The sequence below is a fragment of the Nocardia puris genome (assembly GCF_003315035.1).
Taxonomy (GTDB): domain Bacteria; phylum Actinomycetota; class Actinomycetes; order Mycobacteriales; family Mycobacteriaceae; genus Nocardia; species Nocardia puris.
Map to the genome: position 1 here is coordinate 846,282 of NZ_QNRE01000001.1, position 16,818 is coordinate 863,099.

General features: G+C 70.6%; 14 protein-coding genes and 1 riboswitch. Of the genes, 3 read left to right on the forward strand and 11 right to left on the reverse strand.

From position 1 onward, the window contains the following. From rnc to DFR74_RS03930, 4 genes are all read right to left on the reverse strand, one after another. Positions 1-723 carry a ribonuclease III gene (rnc, locus tag DFR74_RS03915; protein ID WP_067509039.1) on the reverse strand — a complete coding sequence of 241 codons (723 nt, stop codon included), beginning with the start codon at positions 721-723 and terminating at the stop codon, positions 1-3. Between the two features lie 23 nt (positions 724-746). After that, on the reverse strand, positions 747-929 hold the full coding sequence (gene rpmF, locus DFR74_RS03920) for a 50S ribosomal protein L32 (RefSeq protein WP_067509037.1): 183 nt from the start codon (positions 927-929) through the stop codon (positions 747-749). Between the two features lie 47 nt (positions 930-976). Next, positions 977-1,603, reverse strand: a complete 627-nt coding sequence (locus DFR74_RS03925; RefSeq protein WP_067509035.1) for a YceD family protein — start codon at positions 1,601-1,603, stop codon at positions 977-979. A gap of 129 nt (positions 1,604-1,732) precedes the next feature. Beyond that, positions 1,733-2,479, reverse strand: coding sequence for a DivIVA domain-containing protein (locus DFR74_RS03930; RefSeq protein ID WP_067509033.1), 747 nt, complete (start codon positions 2,477-2,479; stop codon positions 1,733-1,735). A gap of 324 nt (positions 2,480-2,803) precedes the next feature. Here DFR74_RS03930 and DFR74_RS03935 point away from each other — a divergent pair, with 324 nt between their 5' ends. Next, a complete protein-coding gene (locus tag DFR74_RS03935; RefSeq protein WP_067509031.1) occupies positions 2,804-3,316 on the forward strand; it encodes a GtrA family protein in 513 nt (170 codons plus the stop codon). A gap of 61 nt (positions 3,317-3,377) precedes the next feature. Here DFR74_RS03935 and coaD read toward each other — a convergent pair whose 3' ends face one another. From coaD to DFR74_RS03950, 3 genes are all read right to left on the reverse strand, one after another. Next, complete coding sequence (gene coaD / locus DFR74_RS03940) at positions 3,378-3,860, reverse strand: pantetheine-phosphate adenylyltransferase (RefSeq protein ID WP_067509029.1); 483 nt, start codon at positions 3,858-3,860, stop codon at positions 3,378-3,380. A 176-nt stretch (positions 3,861-4,036) separates the two neighbouring features. Beyond that, positions 4,037-4,600: a 16S rRNA (guanine(966)-N(2))-methyltransferase RsmD gene (rsmD, locus tag DFR74_RS03945; RefSeq protein WP_067509027.1), complete on the reverse strand. Its 564-nt coding sequence runs from the start codon at positions 4,598-4,600 to the stop codon at positions 4,037-4,039. Further along, entirely contained in the window at positions 4,597-8,001 is a 3,405-nt protein-coding gene (locus DFR74_RS03950; protein WP_067509025.1) for a pyruvate carboxylase, read from the reverse strand. Before DFR74_RS03950 ends, rsmD begins: the two co-directional genes overlap by 4 nt. 286 nt (positions 8,002-8,287) lie before the next feature. Next, positions 8,288-8,432: riboswitch (cobalamin riboswitch) on the forward strand. A 168-nt stretch (positions 8,433-8,600) separates the two neighbouring features. Here DFR74_RS03950 and metE point away from each other — a divergent pair. After that, positions 8,601-10,868, forward strand: a complete 2,268-nt coding sequence (metE, locus tag DFR74_RS03955; RefSeq protein ID WP_113974939.1) for a 5-methyltetrahydropteroyltriglutamate--homocysteine S-methyltransferase — start codon at positions 8,601-8,603, stop codon at positions 10,866-10,868. A 320-nt stretch (positions 10,869-11,188) separates the two neighbouring features. Here the strand turns inward: metE and DFR74_RS03960 are convergent, their stop codons facing one another. From DFR74_RS03960 to prpD, 4 genes are all read right to left on the reverse strand, one after another. After that, entirely contained in the window at positions 11,189-11,566 is a 378-nt protein-coding gene (locus DFR74_RS03960; RefSeq protein WP_067509011.1) for a nuclear transport factor 2 family protein, read from the reverse strand. 96 nt (positions 11,567-11,662) lie between these two features. Then, positions 11,663-12,802, reverse strand: coding sequence for a bifunctional 2-methylcitrate synthase/citrate synthase (locus DFR74_RS03965; RefSeq protein ID WP_067509009.1), 1,140 nt, complete (start codon positions 12,800-12,802; stop codon positions 11,663-11,665). Between the two features lie 3 nt (positions 12,803-12,805). Continuing rightward, a complete protein-coding gene (gene prpB / locus DFR74_RS03970; protein ID WP_067509006.1) occupies positions 12,806-13,714 on the reverse strand; it encodes a methylisocitrate lyase in 909 nt (302 codons plus the stop codon). Beyond that, positions 13,714-15,237, reverse strand: a complete 1,524-nt coding sequence (gene prpD / locus DFR74_RS03975) for a 2-methylcitrate dehydratase PrpD (RefSeq protein WP_067509004.1) — start codon at positions 15,235-15,237, stop codon at positions 13,714-13,716. The genes prpB and prpD overlap by 1 nt, the downstream gene beginning before the upstream one ends. Positions 15,238-15,395: 158 nt before the next feature. Here prpD and DFR74_RS03980 point away from each other — a divergent pair, with 158 nt between their 5' ends. Next, a complete protein-coding gene (locus tag DFR74_RS03980; protein WP_195126095.1) occupies positions 15,396-16,817 on the forward strand; it encodes a short-chain fatty acyl-CoA regulator family protein in 1,422 nt (473 codons plus the stop codon). Position 16,818: the final 1 nt, after the last annotated feature.

Below are 16,818 nucleotides of genomic sequence, written 5' to 3' on the forward strand. Positions count from 1 at the left end.
TCAGGCTTCGTCGGTCAGCGCCTGATAGGCCGCGCCCGCGGCCTTCTGCTCGGCTTCCTTCTTGGACCGGCCGATGCCCTGCCCGTAGGCCCGGCCGCCGATCACGGTGGTCGCCGTGAACTCCTTGTCGTGGTCGGGGCCCGTCGAGGTGATCTCGTAGCTGGGCACGCCGAGTCCACGTTCGGCGGTGAGCTCCTGCAAGCTGGTCTTCCAGTCGAGCCCGGCGCCCATGCGGGGGCCGCGCTCGAGCAGGTCGGCGAACAGGCGCAGCACGAGGTCGCGGGCGACCTGGATGCCGTACTGCAGGTGCACCGCCCCGAGCAGCGATTCCATGCCGTCGGCGAGGATGCTCGGCTTGTCCCGGCCGCCGGTGAGCTCTTCGCCCTTGCCGAGCAGCAGGTGCGCGCCGAGCCCGCCGTCACCGAGCCCGCGCGCCACCTCGGCGAGCGCGTGCATGTTGACCACGCTCGCCCGCAGCTTCGCCAGTTCGCCCTCGGACTTGTCCGGGTGCTCGTGGTACAGCCGCTCGGTGATGCTCAGGCCGAGCACGGAGTCGCCGAGGAACTCCAACCGTTCGTTGGTCGGCAGGCCGCCGTTCTCGTAGGCGTACGACCGGTGCGTCAGCGCCAGGCGCAGCAGGTCCGGTCGCACGTCGACGCCGAGCGCTTCGATCAGGCTCTGGTGTGCACCGGGCGAACCGGCATCATCCTTGCTGGCTGTCACGTCGATACGAAGGATCGAATGCCTCAGACGGCGGCGGTGACCTGGCGGCCCTTGTAGGTGCCGCAGGAGGGGCAGGCGATGTGCGGCAGGGTCTTCTGACCACAGCCGCGGTTCGGGCAGGTGATCAGGGTCGGCGCGGCGGCCTTCCACTGGCTGCGCCGCGACCTGGTGTTGGAACGGGACATCCGGCGCTTGGGAACGGCCACGACTAACTCTCCTCTGTTGTCTTGATGAACGCTGCCTGTTCGGCGGGTTATCGGTCTGGGTCGGCGTCCGCGTCGGGCGCGCCGCTGCCGGGCGATCCGGTGGCGAACTTCGCCAGCCCGGCCCAGCGAGGGTCAAGTATCTCATGCCGGTGATCAGAACCCGCAATCGCCATCCGCACGCCGCATTCCGGGCACAGGCCCGCGCAGTCGGGGCCGCACAGCGGCTGCAACGGCAGCGCGAGGCCGATGGCGTCGACCACCACGGGCTCCAGGTCGATGAGATCGTCCGCCATGCGGTAGACCTCGTCGTCCTCGGTGGTCTGCTCGGTGGTGCTGTCCGGGTAGGCGAACAGTTCCGTGACGTGCAGATCCACGCTGTCGGTGAACGACTCCAGGCAGCGCGAGCACTCCCCGGCCGTCGGCGCGGACACCGTGCCGGTGACCAGTACGCCTTCGGACACCGCCTGCAACTGCAGGTCCAGCTCCACCGTCGAACCCTCGGGGATGGCGATGAGATCGAGCCCGATCCGGCCCTCGGTGGTGAGCGAGCGCCGCAACTCCCGCATCGTGCCGGGCCTGCGGCCCAGACTGCGGACGTCCAGCACGAAACCCGCGTCCGGCGTGCGGTGGGAACGCGCGCGCGAACGCGACGCGGAACCGGAACCGGCGGGCATCACGTACTCACTCTCACTGCGGGAAGGGGGATGGGCAACCACTCAACAATACGCGAGGGCCCGGTCGAACCTCAAAACGGCCGGCGATCACCAGCTCCCCGCGCGCCGACCGGACGCCCGCGGTGGCGCCTACCGCCGGTAGTCGGCGGCGTAGTCGGGCGCACCCGCCCCCGTGCGCAGCTGGTGCCGACCACCGCGCACGGTGCGCAGCGTGCTGTTCAGCGTCTCCTCGAACTGCGCGAGCGTGGAGTCCACGTAGTGGTCGCACTCGTCGCGGGTGCGGTCGGCCTCCTCGGTCGCGGCGTCGACCAGGCGCGCGGACTCGGCGTGCGCGGCGCGCACCACCTCGGTCTGCGACACCAGGCGCTCCTGTTCGGCCCGGCCCTCGGCCACCGACCGCTCGTAGGACGCCTTACCCGCCTCGATCATCCGCTCCGATTCCGCGCGCGCCCGGCCGGTGACGGCCTCGTACTCGGCGTTGCCGTCGGCGACCACGCGGTCGGCCTCGGCCTGCGCGGTGGCGACCAGGTGATCGGCGTGCGCGCTCGCCTCGGCGACCATGCGGTCGGCGTGGGCCTTGGCGTCGGCGAGGATGCGGTCGGCCTCCTCGCGCGCGGACTCGATGGTCTGGGCCGCCTGCTCGTTGGCCGAGGTCACGGTGGCTTCGGCGCCGGTGCGGGCGTCGGTGACGATCTTGTCGCGGTGGTCCAGGACGTCCTGGGCGTCGTCGAGTTCGCCCGGCAGCGCGTCGCGCACGTCGTCGAGCAGGTCCAGCACATCGCCGCGGGGCACGATGCAGCTGCGGGTGGGCGGGATGCCGCGCGCCTCCTCGACGATCGCCACCAGCTCGTCGAGTGCCTCGAATACGCGATACATGCTCGTTTACCCCGCTTTCCTGCCGATCTCCGGCGAAACTCTCCGCCGGTGCCCAGTGTGCCCCTGATCACGGCATCTGCCGAGTCCCGGCCCGGTGTGTCGTGACAGTGTCTGCCAGACCACACAATCAAGTGGAGACTGACCCTCCACTTGATGCTAAATTTCTATGGAGAGATCGGCGCGCGGGACCCCGACAAGGATTTCGCAAGCCGGTCACAGGGCCACACCGTGAGTGTGGAACCACTCCCGAGTCCGACGGGAAGGATGCGGCCCCCGCCGCGGTTGTCCTTTACCGAGGGCTCACGGTTTCGATCGGAAAGAACGATGACGGTTCTGGAAGCGCCGCGATCGGCGGTGGTGCCCGCGGGGCTGTACACCCCGTGGGTGGTCGTCGCTGATCCCACCGCGCGCACCGCACCGGCCCTGTGGTCCGGCCCGCTCGGCTATCTGCGCGGTGACCGCGCCTTCGCCCAGCTCATCCGTTTCGCCCTCGTCGGCGGTTCCAGCAATGTGGCCTACGTGCTGCTGTTCTTCGCCATGCACGGCATCGGCCCGATCGCGGCCAATATCGCCGGCTCGGTGGTGAGCACGATCATCGCGAACGAACTGCACCGCCAGCTCACCTTCCACGCGGCGGGGCGCGTCGGCTGGTTCACGGCGCAGTGGGAGGGCGGCGGCCTGGCGCTGCTGGGCCTGGGCATCACCACGGCCGCGCTGGCCGGGCTCGAGGTCTGGGCGCCCGGACTCGGCGGCGTCGCGCAAGCCGGCGCGGTGCTGGCCATCACCGCCGCGGTCGGCGGCCTGCGCTTCCTGGCCCTGCGCGGCCTGGTCTTCTGAGTCCCGTAGACACACGAAAACCGGCGCCCACCATGTGGTGGGCGCCGGTTTCGCGTTCGGGTTACTTGTTCTCGGCGAGGCGGTCGAGCAGGCGCTTGTGCACGATGCCGGGCAGCAGATCGCTCACGTCGCCGCCGTACTTCGCGACCTCCTTGACCAGGGAGCTGGACACGAAGCTGAACTCCGGGTTCGACGCGACGAAGAAGGTGTCCACGCCGCTGAGCTTCTTGTTCATGTGCGCCATCTGGATCTCGTAGGCGAAGTCGGTGGAGTCGCGCAGCCCCTTGACCATCGCGGTGAGTCCTTCCTGCTTGGCGAAGTCCACCAGCAGGCCGCGCCACGACGCCACCCGAACATTGGGCAGATCGGCCGTGACCTCGCGGATCAGCTCCATGCGCTCCTCCACGGTGAACATGCCCTGCTTGTTGGGGTTCACCACGACGGTCACCACGACCTCGTCGAATTGCGCTGCCGCCCTGGCGAAGACGTCGAGATGTCCGTTGGTCACCGGGTCGAACGACCCGGGGCACATAGCTCCAGCCATGAGCCGAAACTATCAGGTCGATACCCGGGATTCGACCGGCGGCGTGCGGCCGAACGATGCCGCGAGCGCCGGGTTCCGACGAGCGCTGTTTCGCCGCACGCCATTCTCCGCGAGCCTTCGGCCGGGCGGCCCGACTGACAGGCCGGGCTCGCGACCTGATCGGGCCCGGAGAGCGCTCAGTCCTGCGGCTCGTGCTCCGCCAGCTCCAGCCGCGTCTCGCCGTAGCGGCGGGCCTTGGCGGGGACGAAACCCGCGGGCCAGTCGATCTCCGCCGACCGCGCTGACCGCTCGACCACCACCACCGCCCCTGGCCGCAACCACCCGTGCTCGGCCAGCGCGCGCACGTCGGCGGTGACCGCGTCGGTGGCGAGATCGTAAGGCGGATCGGAGAATACGAGGTCGAACTCCCCCGCTCCACCCTGTGCCAGCACGGCGGCGACCGCGCCGACGCGCAGCTCCGCTCCGGGCAACGCGAGGTCGGCGATATTCCCGCGCACCACCGCCGCCGCCTTGCGGTCCGACTCCACCAGCAACGCCGACGCCGCCCCCCGCGACAGCGCCTCCAGTCCCAGCGCGCCCGATCCGGCGTACAGGTCGAGCACCCGCGCGCCGTCGAAGTCCAGGCGCGCGTCGAGCGCGCTGAACAGCGCCTCGCGGACACGGTCGGAGGTCGGCCGGGTGCCGGCGGGCGGCACCCGCAGCCGCCGCCCGCCGGCCGTCCCGGCCACGATCCGCGTCATTGCGCCGAGGAGTCCGGCGCGGCCAGTTCGACCAGCAGGTCACCGCCTTCGACCTGCTGCACCTTGCCGATCGCCACCCGCGCGACGGTGCCGCCGCGCGGCGCGGTGATGGCGGCCTCCATCTTCATGGCCTCGATGGTGCCGATGGTGTCGCCCGATTCGACGGTGTCGCCCTCGGACACGGCGAGGGTCACCACGCCCGCGAACGGGGCGGCCAGGTGGCCGGGGTTGGTCTTGTCGGCCTTCTCCGCCACCGGGACCTCGCTGGCGATGGACCGGTCGCGCACCGCGACGGGGCGCAGCTGCCCGTTGAGGATGCACATCACGGTGCGCATGCCGCGCTCGTCGGGTTCGGAGATCGCCTCCAGGCCGATGAGCAGGGTGACGCCCTTCTCCAGCTGCACGCGGTGTTCCTCGCCGTAGCGCAGCCCGTAGAAGAACTGGTTGGCGCTCAGACCCGAAGTGTCGCCGTACTTTTCGCGATGCGCGAGGAGTTCGGCGGTGGGGCCGGGGAACAGCAGGCGGTTCAGGGTGGCGCGGCGCAGCGCGGAATCGCCCGCGAGCCCGGCCTCGTCCTCGGGCGTGAGCGGGGTTTCGGGCTTGGCCGCGCCGCGACCCTCGAGGGCCTTGCTGCGGAACGGTTCGGGCCAGCCGCCGGCCGGGGTGCCGAGTTCGCCGCGCAGGAAGCCGATCACCGAGTCCGGGATGTCGTAGCGGCCCGGATCGGCGGCGAAGTCCTCGATGTCGACGCCGGTGCCGACCAGCGCCAGGGCCAGATCGCCGACGACCTTCGACGACGGCGTCACCTTCACCAGGCGGCCGAGCAGGCGGTCGGCGGCGGCGTACTTCGCCTCGACCTCCTCGAAGCGGTCGCCGAGGCCCAGCGCGATGGCCTGCTGGCGCAGATTCGACAGCTGACCGCCGGGGATCTCGTGGGTGTACACGCGCCCGGTGGGGGCGGGCAGCCCGGATTCGAAGGGCGCGTACACCTTTCGCAGCGCTTCCCAGTACGGCTCGAGGTCGCACACGTTCTGGAGGTTCAGCCCCGTGTCGTACTCGCTGTGCGCGGCCGCCGCCACGATCGCCGAGAGCGCGGGCTGACTCGTGGTGCCCGCCATCGCGGCGCTGGCGCCGTCCACCGCGTCGGCGCCGGCCTGCCAGGCGGCGAGGTAAGTGGCCAGCTGACCGCCCGGGGTGTCGTGGGTGTGCACGTGCACCGGCAGGTCGAAGTTGCTGCGCAGCGCGGTGACCAGGGTGGCCGCGGCGGGCGCGCGCAGCAGGCCCGCCATGTCCTTGATGGCGAGCACGTGGGCGCCCGCGTCGACGATCTGCTCGGCCAGCTTCAGGTAGTAGTCGAGCGTGTAGAGCGTCTCGTTCGGGTTCGACAGGTCGCCGGTGTAGCTCATCGCGACTTCGGCCACGGCCGTGCCGGTTTCGCGCACGGCGTCGATGGCCGGGCGCATCTGGTCGACGTTGTTGAGCGCGTCGAAGATGCGGAAGATGTCGATGCCGGTGGCCGTCGCCTCGGACACGAACGCGCGGGTCACCGCCTCCGGGTAGGGCGTGTAGCCGACGGTGTTGCGCCCGCGCAACAGCATCTGGAGGCAGATGTTGGGGATCGCCTCACGCAGCGCGGCCAGCCGCTCCCACGGGTCCTCGTGCAGGAAGCGCAGCGCCACATCGTAAGTCGCGCCGCCCCACGCCTCGATCGACAGCAGCTCCGGGGTGAGCCGCGCGACGTGCCCGGCGACGCCGAGCAGGCCCGTGGTGCGCACGCGGGTGGCCAGCAGCGACTGGTGCGCGTCGCGGAAGGTGGTGTCGGTGACGCCCACCGCCTTCTGCTCGCGCAGCGCCTTCGCGAAGCCCTCCGGCCCCAGGCGCAGCAGGCGCTGGCGGGAGCCGTCGGGCGGCGGGGCGCTCAGGTCGATGGCGGGCAGCTTGTCGTGCGGGTAGACGGTGGTGGGCCGCTCGCCGTGCGGCTTGTTGACGGTGACGTCGGCCAGGTAGGTCAGGATCTTGGTGCCGCGGTCGGCGGAGCCGCGCAGGGTGAGCAACTGCGGGCGCTCGTCGATGAACGAGGTGGTGACCCGGCCGGCCTTGAAATCGGGATCCTCGAGCACCGCTTGGAGGAAGCCGATGTTCGTGGTGACGCCGCGGATGCGGAACTCGGCCAGCGCCCGCGCCGCGCGCGCCGCCGCCGCGGGCAGATCGCGGCCGCGGCAGGTGAGCTTGACCAGCATGGAGTCGAAGTAGGCCCCGATCTCGGCGCCCAGGTTCGCGCCGCCGTCCAGGCGGATGCCCGCGCCGCCCGGCGTGCGGTAGGCGGTGATGCGGCCGGTGTCGGGGCGGAACCCGTTGGCCGGGTCCTCGGTGGTGATGCGGCATTGCAGGGCCGCGCCGCGGATCGACACGCTGTCCTGGCTCAGGCCGAGGTCGGCCAGGGTCTCCCCCGCCGCGATGCGCAGCTGCGACTGCACCAGGTCGACGTCGGTGATCTCCTCGGTGACCGTGTGCTCGACCTGGATGCGGGGGTTCATCTCGATGAAGACGTGGTTGCCGCGCTCGTCGAGCAGGAACTCCACGGTGCCCGCGCAGCTGTAGCCGATCTGGCGGGCGAAGGCCACCGCGTCGGCGCAGATACGTTCGCGCAGCGCGGGATCCAGGTTCGGCGCGGGCGCCAGCTCGATCACCTTCTGGTGGCGGCGCTGCACCGAACAGTCCCGCTCGAACAGGTGCATCACGTTGCCGTGCTGGTCGGCCAGGATCTGCACCTCGATGTGGCGCGGATTCACCACGGCCTGTTCGAGGAACACGGTCGGGTCGCCGAACGCGGACTCGGCCTCGCGCGAGGCGGCCTCGATGGATTCGCGCAACTGCTCGGGCGCGGCCACCCGGCGCATGCCGCGCCCGCCGCCGCCCGCGACCGCCTTGACGAAGATCGGGTAGTCGAGTTCGGCTGCGGCGGCGAGCAGTTCGTCCACGTCGGCCGAGGGCGCACTGGACGTCAGCACGGGCAGACCGGCCGCGCGGGCGGCCTCGATGGCGCGCGCCTTGTTGCCCGCGAGTTCGAGGACCTCCGCCGAGGGGCCGATGAAGGTGATGCCGGCGCGCGCGCAGGCGGCCGCCAGATCGGGGTTCTCGGAAAGGAATCCGTAACCGGGGTAGACGGCGTCGGCGCCCGCGGTCTTGGCCGCGTCGATGATCGCCTCGATGGAGAGATAGGCGCGGACGGGGTGGCCGACCTCGCCGATCTGGTAGGACTCCGCGGCCTTCAGCCGGTGGACCGAGTTGCGGTCCTCGTACGGGAAGACGGCGACCGTCCCGATGCCGAGTTCGTAGGCCGCGCGGAAGGCGCGGATGGCGATCTCGCCACGATTGGCAACCAAGACTTTCGAGAACATCGGTCCAACGTACCTGCCCCCGGAATCGGCTCCTACATGGAACTACCCTTCGCAGCGATCTTCACAACCAGACATAGCAACGGTGCGAAGTTGCGTTCATCCGGCCGTCACATCTCACCGCCCGCCCGCGACCGCGGTGCGCGCCCGCGACGGGTACCCGCACGGAATAACCGCGGCGTCTTTTATGCTGGACGACGCAGCTGGTTCTCCAGTGCGCCGACGAGATGGAGCCCCTACGTCGCGCGCCGGAGTCGAAGCCCGCCCCGGCCAGCCGGGCGCGAGTGAGAGGGAACCCGGTGGGAATCCGGGACTGTCCCGCAGCGGTATGCAGGAACGAACACCGTCATCGAGCACTGGGCGCGAGTCCGGGAAGCGACGGTCAGTAGGTCGGCCGGGAGCCCCCGCGCCGGTGCCCGCGAGTCCGAAGACCTGCCAGTTGTGCCGGATACGCCGTATCCGGCGGCCACCGCCTCGTGGATTGGGCGCGCGGACCACCAGTGACGACATCCGGGCTCCGTTGCACACGGCTGCCCGCGAGGTCCGCTGGTCGACGCCGCCCGCATGGCGATGGCTCACGACCTAGGCACTGGAGCACAACCGTGACTGTTTCCCAGACTCCTTTCACCGCAACGGTTCTCGGCCTGCCCCGGGTGGGGCCGCGGCGCGAGCTGAAGCGCGCCACCGAGTCCTACTGGGCCGGGCGCATCGACGCCGTGGCGCTGCACCGGGTGGCGGCCGATCTGCGCGAGGCGCAGTACGCCGAGCTCACCGCGGCCGGGCTCGACTCGATCCCGGTGGGCACCTTCTCCTACTACGACCAGGTGCTCGACACCGCCGTGCTGCTGGGCGCGCTGCCCGAGCGGGTGGCGGGCATCGCCGATCCGCTGGACCGCTACTTCGCGGCCGCGCGCGGCAACGATTCGGTGGAACCGCTGGAGATGACCAAGTGGTTCGACACCAACTACCACTACCTGGTGCCCGAGATCGGTCCCGACACCGTGTTCTCGCTGCACCCGGAGAAGCTGCTCGACGAGCTGGCCGAGGCGCGGGGGTTCGGCGTGCCCGCGCGGCCCGTGGTGGTGGGCCCGATCACCTTCCTGAAGCTGGCCAAGGCCACCGAAGGCGCGGCACTGGATCGACTCGGCGAGCTGGTCCCGCTCTATCGCGAGCTGCTGCGCAAGCTGGCGGCCGCCGGTGCGGAGTGGGTGCAGATCGATGAGCCGTCGCTGGTCACCGACCTCACCGACGATGAGATCGCCCTGGTGCGCTCCACTTACACCGAGCTGACGGCGGGCGAGGACCGCCCGGCCGTGCTGGTCGCCACCTACTTCGGCGACCCCGGCCCGGCCCTGGCCGCGCTGGCCGGCACCGATGTGGAGGGCATCGCGCTCGACTTCACCGCGCCGATCGAGCTGTCCGCGGTGGCCTCGCTGCCCGCGCTGGCGGGCAAGTTGCTGGTCGCGGGCGTGGTGGACGGCCGCAACGTGTGGCGGGCGAACCTCGACGACGCGCTCACCACGCTGGGCACCCTGCTGGGCAGCGCGGGCGGCGTCGCGGTGTCGAGCTCCTGCTCGCTGCTGCACGTGCCCTATTCGCTGGAGCCGGAGACCGGCCTGGACGCGCGGCTGCGGGCCTGGCTGGCGTTCGGCGCGGAGAAGGTCGCCGAGGTGCGAGTGCTGGCCACCGGTCTGCACCAGGGCACCGAGGCGATCGCCGACGAGCTGGCCGCGGCCCGTGCGGCGGCGACCTCGCGCACCGAGGACCCGCGCCTGGCGGACGCGCAGGTTCGCGCCCGCCTGGCCGCGCTCGGCCCCGACGCCGCGCGTCGCGCCCCGGCCGACGAGCGGCGCGCGGTGCAGCAGGCCCGCCTGAACCTGCCGCCGCTGCCGACCACCACCATCGGCTCCTACCCGCAGACCTCGGCGATCCGCCTGGCTCGCGCCGCGCTGCGCAAGGGCGAGATCGACGAGGCCGAGTACACCGCGAGGATGCGCTCGGAGATCGCCGACGTGGTGGCGCTGCAGGAGAAGCTGGGCCTGGACGTGCTGGTGCACGGCGAGCCGGAGCGCAACGACATGGTGCAGTACTTCGCCGAGCAGCTCGACGGCTTCGCGGCCACCGAGAACGGCTGGGTGCAGTCCTACGGCACCCGCTGCGTGCGCCCGCCGATCCTGTTCGGCGACGTCGCGCGCCGCGCGCCGATGACGGTGGACTGGATCACCTACGCCCAGTCGCTCACCGACAAGCCGGTCAAGGGCATGCTGACCGGTCCGGTCACCATCCTGGCGTGGTCGTTCGTGCGCGACGACCAGCCGCTGGGCGAGTCGGCGCGTCAGGTGGCGCTGGCCATCCGGGACGAGACGGTGGACCTGCAGTCGGCGGGCATCCGGATCATCCAGGTGGACGAGCCCGCCCTGCGCGAGCTGCTGCCGCTGCGCGCGGCGGATCAGCCCGCGTACCTGGACTGGTCGGTGGAGTCGTTCCGCCTGGCCACTTCGGGCGTGTCCGATGCCACCCAGATCCACACCCACCTGTGCTACTCGGAGTTCGGCGAGGTCATCGACGCGATCGCGGGCCTGGACGCCGACGTCACCTCCATCGAGGCGGCCCGCTCGCACATGGAGGTGCTCGACGACCTGAACGCCGCGGGCTTCGATCTGGGCGTGGGCCCGGGTGTCTACGACATCCACTCCCCGCGCGTGCCCAGCGTCGAGGAGATCACCGTGTCGCTGCGGGCCGCGCTGAAAGCCGTTCCCGCCGAACGGCTCTGGGTGAACCCGGACTGCGGGCTGAAGACTCGCGGGCAGGCCGAGGTGGAGGCCTCGCTGGCGAACCTGGTCGAGGCGGCGCGGGCGGCGCGCCCGTAGGCCGGTCGCGCCGGTCGTCCGCTGTCCGGTGACGGGCCGCACGGACACATCCGTGCGGCCCGGTTCACCGGTGCCACTCCGGGCGTTCGTGCCACTTGCGCCGCGGGTAGCTCTCGCACACCGGGCGCGGGCCGGGCACGCGCGTCCGGCGTGGGCGGACACCCCGCCGGTACGCCGCCCAGCAGTTCGGCCTGTCCATCGGGCACCTTTCCTCGTTCCTCCGTGAACACCGCTCGTCTATTCGGACGTGCGGGAGTGCCCCTGAGTTCCCCAGGAACACAACGGATTTCACGGGGAGGCGTGATCCGCCCGCCTCGGACTCAGCCGGACAGGCCGAACGCGCGGTTGATCGCCGCCATGTCGAAGTAGTCACGCCAGGCCGCGATCTCGCCGTCGCGCACCTCGAACACGCCCATCACGGGCAGCGGGGTGTCGCGGCCGTTGCCGCGCAGCGTGTCGGTGCGCTCGTTCATGACGATCTCGCCCGCCACCACCTGGTGGTGGATCTCGAAGTCGATGGCGTCGAAGGTGGTGAGGAAGCCGGCGATGAAATCGCGGATCGCGGCGCGTCCGGCGATCGGCTCCATCGGAATGTTGTGGTAGACGGCGTCTTCGGCGAAGAACGCGGCGATCCGGTCGGGATCGGGGTCGGACCAGCTGCGGCACATGGCGCGCACGAGTGCGTCGGGACCGGACATGGGTCACTCCCTCGGGGCCGGGGTTGCGGACCGCCCGATTCAACCAAACAATTGCTTGGTTGAACAAGGTTTCGGTCCGCCGGGCGGCCCAGTCGCTCAGCGCAGCGCCGCGCCGCCCGCCACGAGCAGTTCCCGCTGCGGTGCGCCCGAGTACTCCGACAGCGGCCGGATCAGCGCGTTGTCGGCCGACTGCTCGGCGATGTGCGCCGTCCAGCCGGTGATGCGGCTGATCACGAAGATGGGCGTGAACATCGGGATGTCGAAGCCCATCAGGTAGTACGCCGGGCCCGCCGGGAAGTCCAGGTTCGGCAGGATCCCGGTGGCGGCTTCCATGGTCGCGGCCAGCTCGTCGTACATCGTCAGCCACCGCTGCCCGCCGGTGACCTCGGCCACGTCGTCGAGTGCGGCTTTCATGGTCGGCACCCGCGAGTCGCCCTTCTTGTACACGCGGTGGCCGAAGCCCATCACCTTCTGCTTGGCGGCGAGCTTGTCCTTCAGCCATTGCGCCGCCAGATCGGGGTCGCCGATCTCGAGCATCATGTGCATGACGGCCTCGTTCGCGCCGCCGTGCAGCGGGCCCTTGAGCGCGCCGATGGCGGCGGTGATCGCGCTGTAGAGGTCCGAGCGCGTCGAGGTCACCACGCGCGCCGCGAAGGTCGAGGCGTTGAAGCTGTGCTCGGCGTAGAGCACCAGCGACGTCTCGAACGCCTTCACCAGGCGCTGGTCGGGCACCTCCCCGAAGCACATGTTCAGGAAGTTCTCGGCGAAGCCGAGGTGCGAGTGCGGGGCGATCGGGTCGAGCCCGCGGCGGCGCCGCATATCGGCCGCCACCACCGTCGGCAGCACCGCGAGCAGCCGAAGTGCCTTGGCCAGCAGGTCTTTCGGCGCGGCGACGCCGTCGGTATCCGGCACCGGATCCTCCGCGCCGAGGTAGCTCACCACCGTGCGCACCACGTCCATCGGGTGGCAGGTGTCGGGCATCTTCTCGATCAGCGAGAGCACCGAGCGGTCGATGCGCCGCTGCGCGCGCTCACGCCGGCAGAACAGTTCCAGCTGCGCCACATCGGGCAGTTCGCCGTACCAGAGCAGGTAGGCGACCTCCTCGAAGCTGCAGTGCCGCGCCAGATCCTGCACCGCGTAGCCGCGATAGGTCAGCGAATTGGTCTCGGGCACCACCTTGGAGACGGCGGTGGTGTCCACCACCACGCCGGCCAGGCCCTTCTTGATCTCGGTCATGATTCACTCGCTCAGCGTGAAGTTGAATATTCCGGAGTCGAAGTCGTTGTAGCGCTGGTAATCCAGCAGTTCGTACAGTCGCTTGCGGTGCTGCATCCGGTCCAGCAGGCCGGATTGCGTTCCGGTGGCGGCGATCTCGGCCAGGCCCTGCTCCACCGCGAACATCGCCAACCGCAGCGTGGTGACCGGGTAGATCACCGCGTTGAAGCCCAGGTTCTCCAGCTCCCCGGCCGAGATCAGCTCCGACTTGCCGAACTCGGTCATATTGGCGAGCAGTGGAATGTCCACGGCGGCACGGAATTTCGCGAACTCCGAGGCATCGGCCAGCGCCTCGGTGAAGATCATGTCCGCGCCGGCGTCGGCGTAGGCCTTGGCACGGTCGACCGCCGCGTCCAAGCCCTCGATGCCGCGCGCGTCGGTGCGCGCGCAGATCACGAAGTTCTCGTCGCGCCGCGCCGACACCGCCGCCCGCAGCCGCCGCACCATGTCGTCGGCGGGCACGACCGCCTTGCCGTCGAGATGGCCGCAGCGCTTGGGGTTCACCTGATCCTCGATATGGCAACCGGCCAGGCCGGCGTCCTCGAGGAAGGTGAGGGTGCGCGCGGCGCTCATCGGCTCGCCGAAGCCGGTGTCGGCGTCGATCAGCACCGGCAGGTCGGTGACCCGCGCGATCTGGCGGCCGCGCTCGGTCACCTCCGTCAGCGTGGTCAGACCGATGTCGGGCAGCGACAATTCGGCCGAGACCACCGCGCCGGAGACGTACACACCCTCGAACCCCAGCTGCTGGACCAGCGTGGCCACCAGCGGGTTGAACGCTCCCGGTAGACGCTGAATCTTCCCCGACGCCAACCCGTTCCGCAGCGCGACGCGCTTGTCGGCGGCGGAGGTGGCGGCGGCCATCAGCCCGGTCATCAGAAGATCCCCTCGGGAATCCGCGGCGCGCGGCCCAGTACCTCATCGGACACGGTGAAGGTGAGCTGATCGAGTTCACCGGCCGCCAACTCGGGCGTGCGCTGCGCCGCGGTGAGGAACCGGTCCTGCTCGGCGGGCTCGACGATGCCCTCGGCCAGGGTGCGGAACTTCTCGATGTACTGCTCGCGGGCGAAGGGCCGCGCGCCCAGCGGGTGCGCGTCGGCGACGGCCAGCTCGTCGACGATGGTCTCGCCGCTCTTCAGCGTCACCACGGCCCTAGCGCCGAACGCCTTTTCGTTCGGATCGGTCGAGTGGTAGCGGCGGGTCCACTCCGGGTCCTCGACCGTCGAGATCTTGTGCCACAGCTCCACGGTGTCCGGGCGCTGCGCGCGTTCGGGCGCGTAGGACCGCTCGTGGTGCCAGCCGCCGTCCTGCAACGCGACCGCGAAGATGTACGGCACGGAGTGGTCGAGGGTCTCGCGGCTGGCGTGCGGGTCGAACTTCTGCGGGTCGCCCGAGCCGGTGCCGATCACCACGTGCGTGTGGTGGCTGGTGTGCAGCACGATCGAGGCGATCTGGTCGAGATCGCCGATGCGCTCGCGCATCCGGCGCGCCAGGTCGATCGGAGCCTGGCTCTGATATTCGGCCGAATGCTCCTTGGTGTAGCTGTCCAGGATGGCGCGCTTGGCCTCGCCCGGCGCGGGCAGCGGTACCTGGTACTCCACGCCCGTGCCCCCGAGCAGCCACGCGATGACGCCATCGGCGCCCTCCCAGATCGGGGCGGGCGCGCCCTCGCCGCGCAGCGCGCGGTCCACGGCCTCCACGGCCATCTTGCCCGCGAACGCCGGGGCGTGCGCCTTCCAGCTGGAGATCTCGCCCTTGCGCGACTGGCGGGTCGCGGTGGTGGTGTGCAGCGCCTGGCCGACGGCCTGGTAGATCGTCTCGGCGTCCAGGCCGAGCAGCGTGCCGATGCCCGCGGCGGCCGACGGGCCGAGATGGGCGACGTGATCGATCTTGTGCTCGTGCAGGCAGATGCCGCGCACCAGGTCGATCTGGATCTCGTACCCGGTGGCCAGGCCGCGGATCAGGTCCGCGCCGGAGCGGCCGGTGTGCTGGGCGACGGCCAGGATCGGCGGAATGTTGTCGCCGGGGTGTGAGTACTCGGCGGCCAGGAAGGTGTCGTGGAAGTCGAGTTCGCGCACGGCGACACCGTTGGCCCACGCGGCCCACTCCGGCGAGACCTTGGCGGCGGCCGGGAGGCCGGACACCGTGGCGCCCGAGCGGCCTGCGCGCGGGGTGTACGGCTGCGCGGCGGCCTGGGCGCGGGCGCTGGAGACCGGCTTGCGGACCACGGACGCGGCGGCGACGGCGGCGTTGTCGATGATCCGGTTCACGATCATCTCGCGCACCTCGGCGGTCACCTCCACCGGGTCGACGGCCACCTCGGCGATCTTCGTCGCGAGGTGCTCCTCGCGCGGAAACGCTTCGTCGGCGGCGCGGGCGCGTACGATGTGGGTCTTCATGCATCCTCCGGTTCGGACGGCTCGAGGATTTCCAGCCGGCTCTCTTCGCACACTACGCACGGGTGCATTTCGGTAAAAGCCCTCGCAGATGGCGATTTCTGCGGGGAAGAATCCTCGAAGTTGCGATGATTGCGAAGATCTTGGGCTAGCATGCTGGCGTGCGCAAGATGTACGCGGGCGCCCGGTTGCGGCGATTGCGTGAGGAGCGGCGGATGACCCAGGCCGCCCTGGCCAAATCGCTCGACCTCTCGCCCAGCTATCTCAACCAGCTCGAACGCGATCAGCGACCGCTGACCATCCCGGTGCTGTTGAAGCTCAATTCGACCTTCGACCTGGATGTGCAGTTCTTCGCCGCCGACTCCGACGCGCGGCTGGTCTCGGACCTGCACGACGTGCTGGTCGACGCCGCGGGCGGGGACTCCGCGCCGCTCACCGAGGTCGAGGAACTGGCCACCCGCCAGCCCGAGGTGGCGCGCATCCTGGTCGCCATGCACCGGCGGCTGCGCGCCGCCACCGATCAGCTGGACCTGCTGTCCTCGCGGGTGGCCGCGCCCACCGGCGCGCCCGGGGTGCCGATGCCCTACGAGGACGTGCGCGACTTCTTCTACGACCACCACAACCACATCCCGTCGCTGGATCACGCCGCCGAGCGGTTGTTCGAGGAGAGCGGGCTCACCATCGGCTCACTGGACCGGCAGTTGGCGCGGGTCGCCGAGGAACGCGCGGGCGTCACAGTGCTGGTGCGCGGCGACGGCGCCGACCCGAACATCCCCAAGCGCCACTACGATCCGGACAGCCGCACGCTCACGCTGGCGCGCCGGCTGCGCCCGGGGCAGCGCGCCTTCCAGATCGCGACCACGCTCGGATTCCTGTTGTACGGCAAGGAACTCGACGCCGTGCTCGCCGAAGCGCCTTCCCTCACCGGCGAATCCAGGTCGCTGGCGCGGATCGGGCTGGCCAACTACTTCGCCGGCGCGCTGATCCTGCCCTACGGGCGCTTCCTGCGATCGGCGGAGGAACTGCGCTACGACATCGACCTGCTCGGCCTGCGTTTCGAGGTGGGGTTCGAGACGATCTGCCACCGCCTGAGCACCTTGCAGCGGCAGGGCCAGCGCGGCGTGCCGTTCTTCCTGGTGCGCACCGACCGCGCGGGCAATATCTCGAAACGCCAGTCCGCCACCGCCTTCCACTTCTCCCGGGTGGGCGGCAGCTGCCCGCTGTGGGTGGTGCACGAGGCGTTCGCCCGCCCCGGGTTGATCCTGCGCCAGATCGCGTCCATGCCCGACGGACGGCGCTACCTGTGGATCGCCCGCACCACCATGACGGCGCCGCAGGGATTCGGCACGGCCACCAAGAACTTCGCGATCGGCCTCGGCTGCGATATCGAATACGCCGACCGCCTGGTGTATTCTGCGGGCCTGCAACTCGACGACCCGGCCGCGGCGGTGCCGATCGGCGCGGGCTGCAAGGTGTGCGAGCGGCCCGCCTGCCCGCAGCGCGCGTTCCCGCAGATCGGGACGCCGCTGGCGGTGGCCGAGCACACCAGCATCGACCTGCCGTACCCGAAGATGGTGCGCTGAC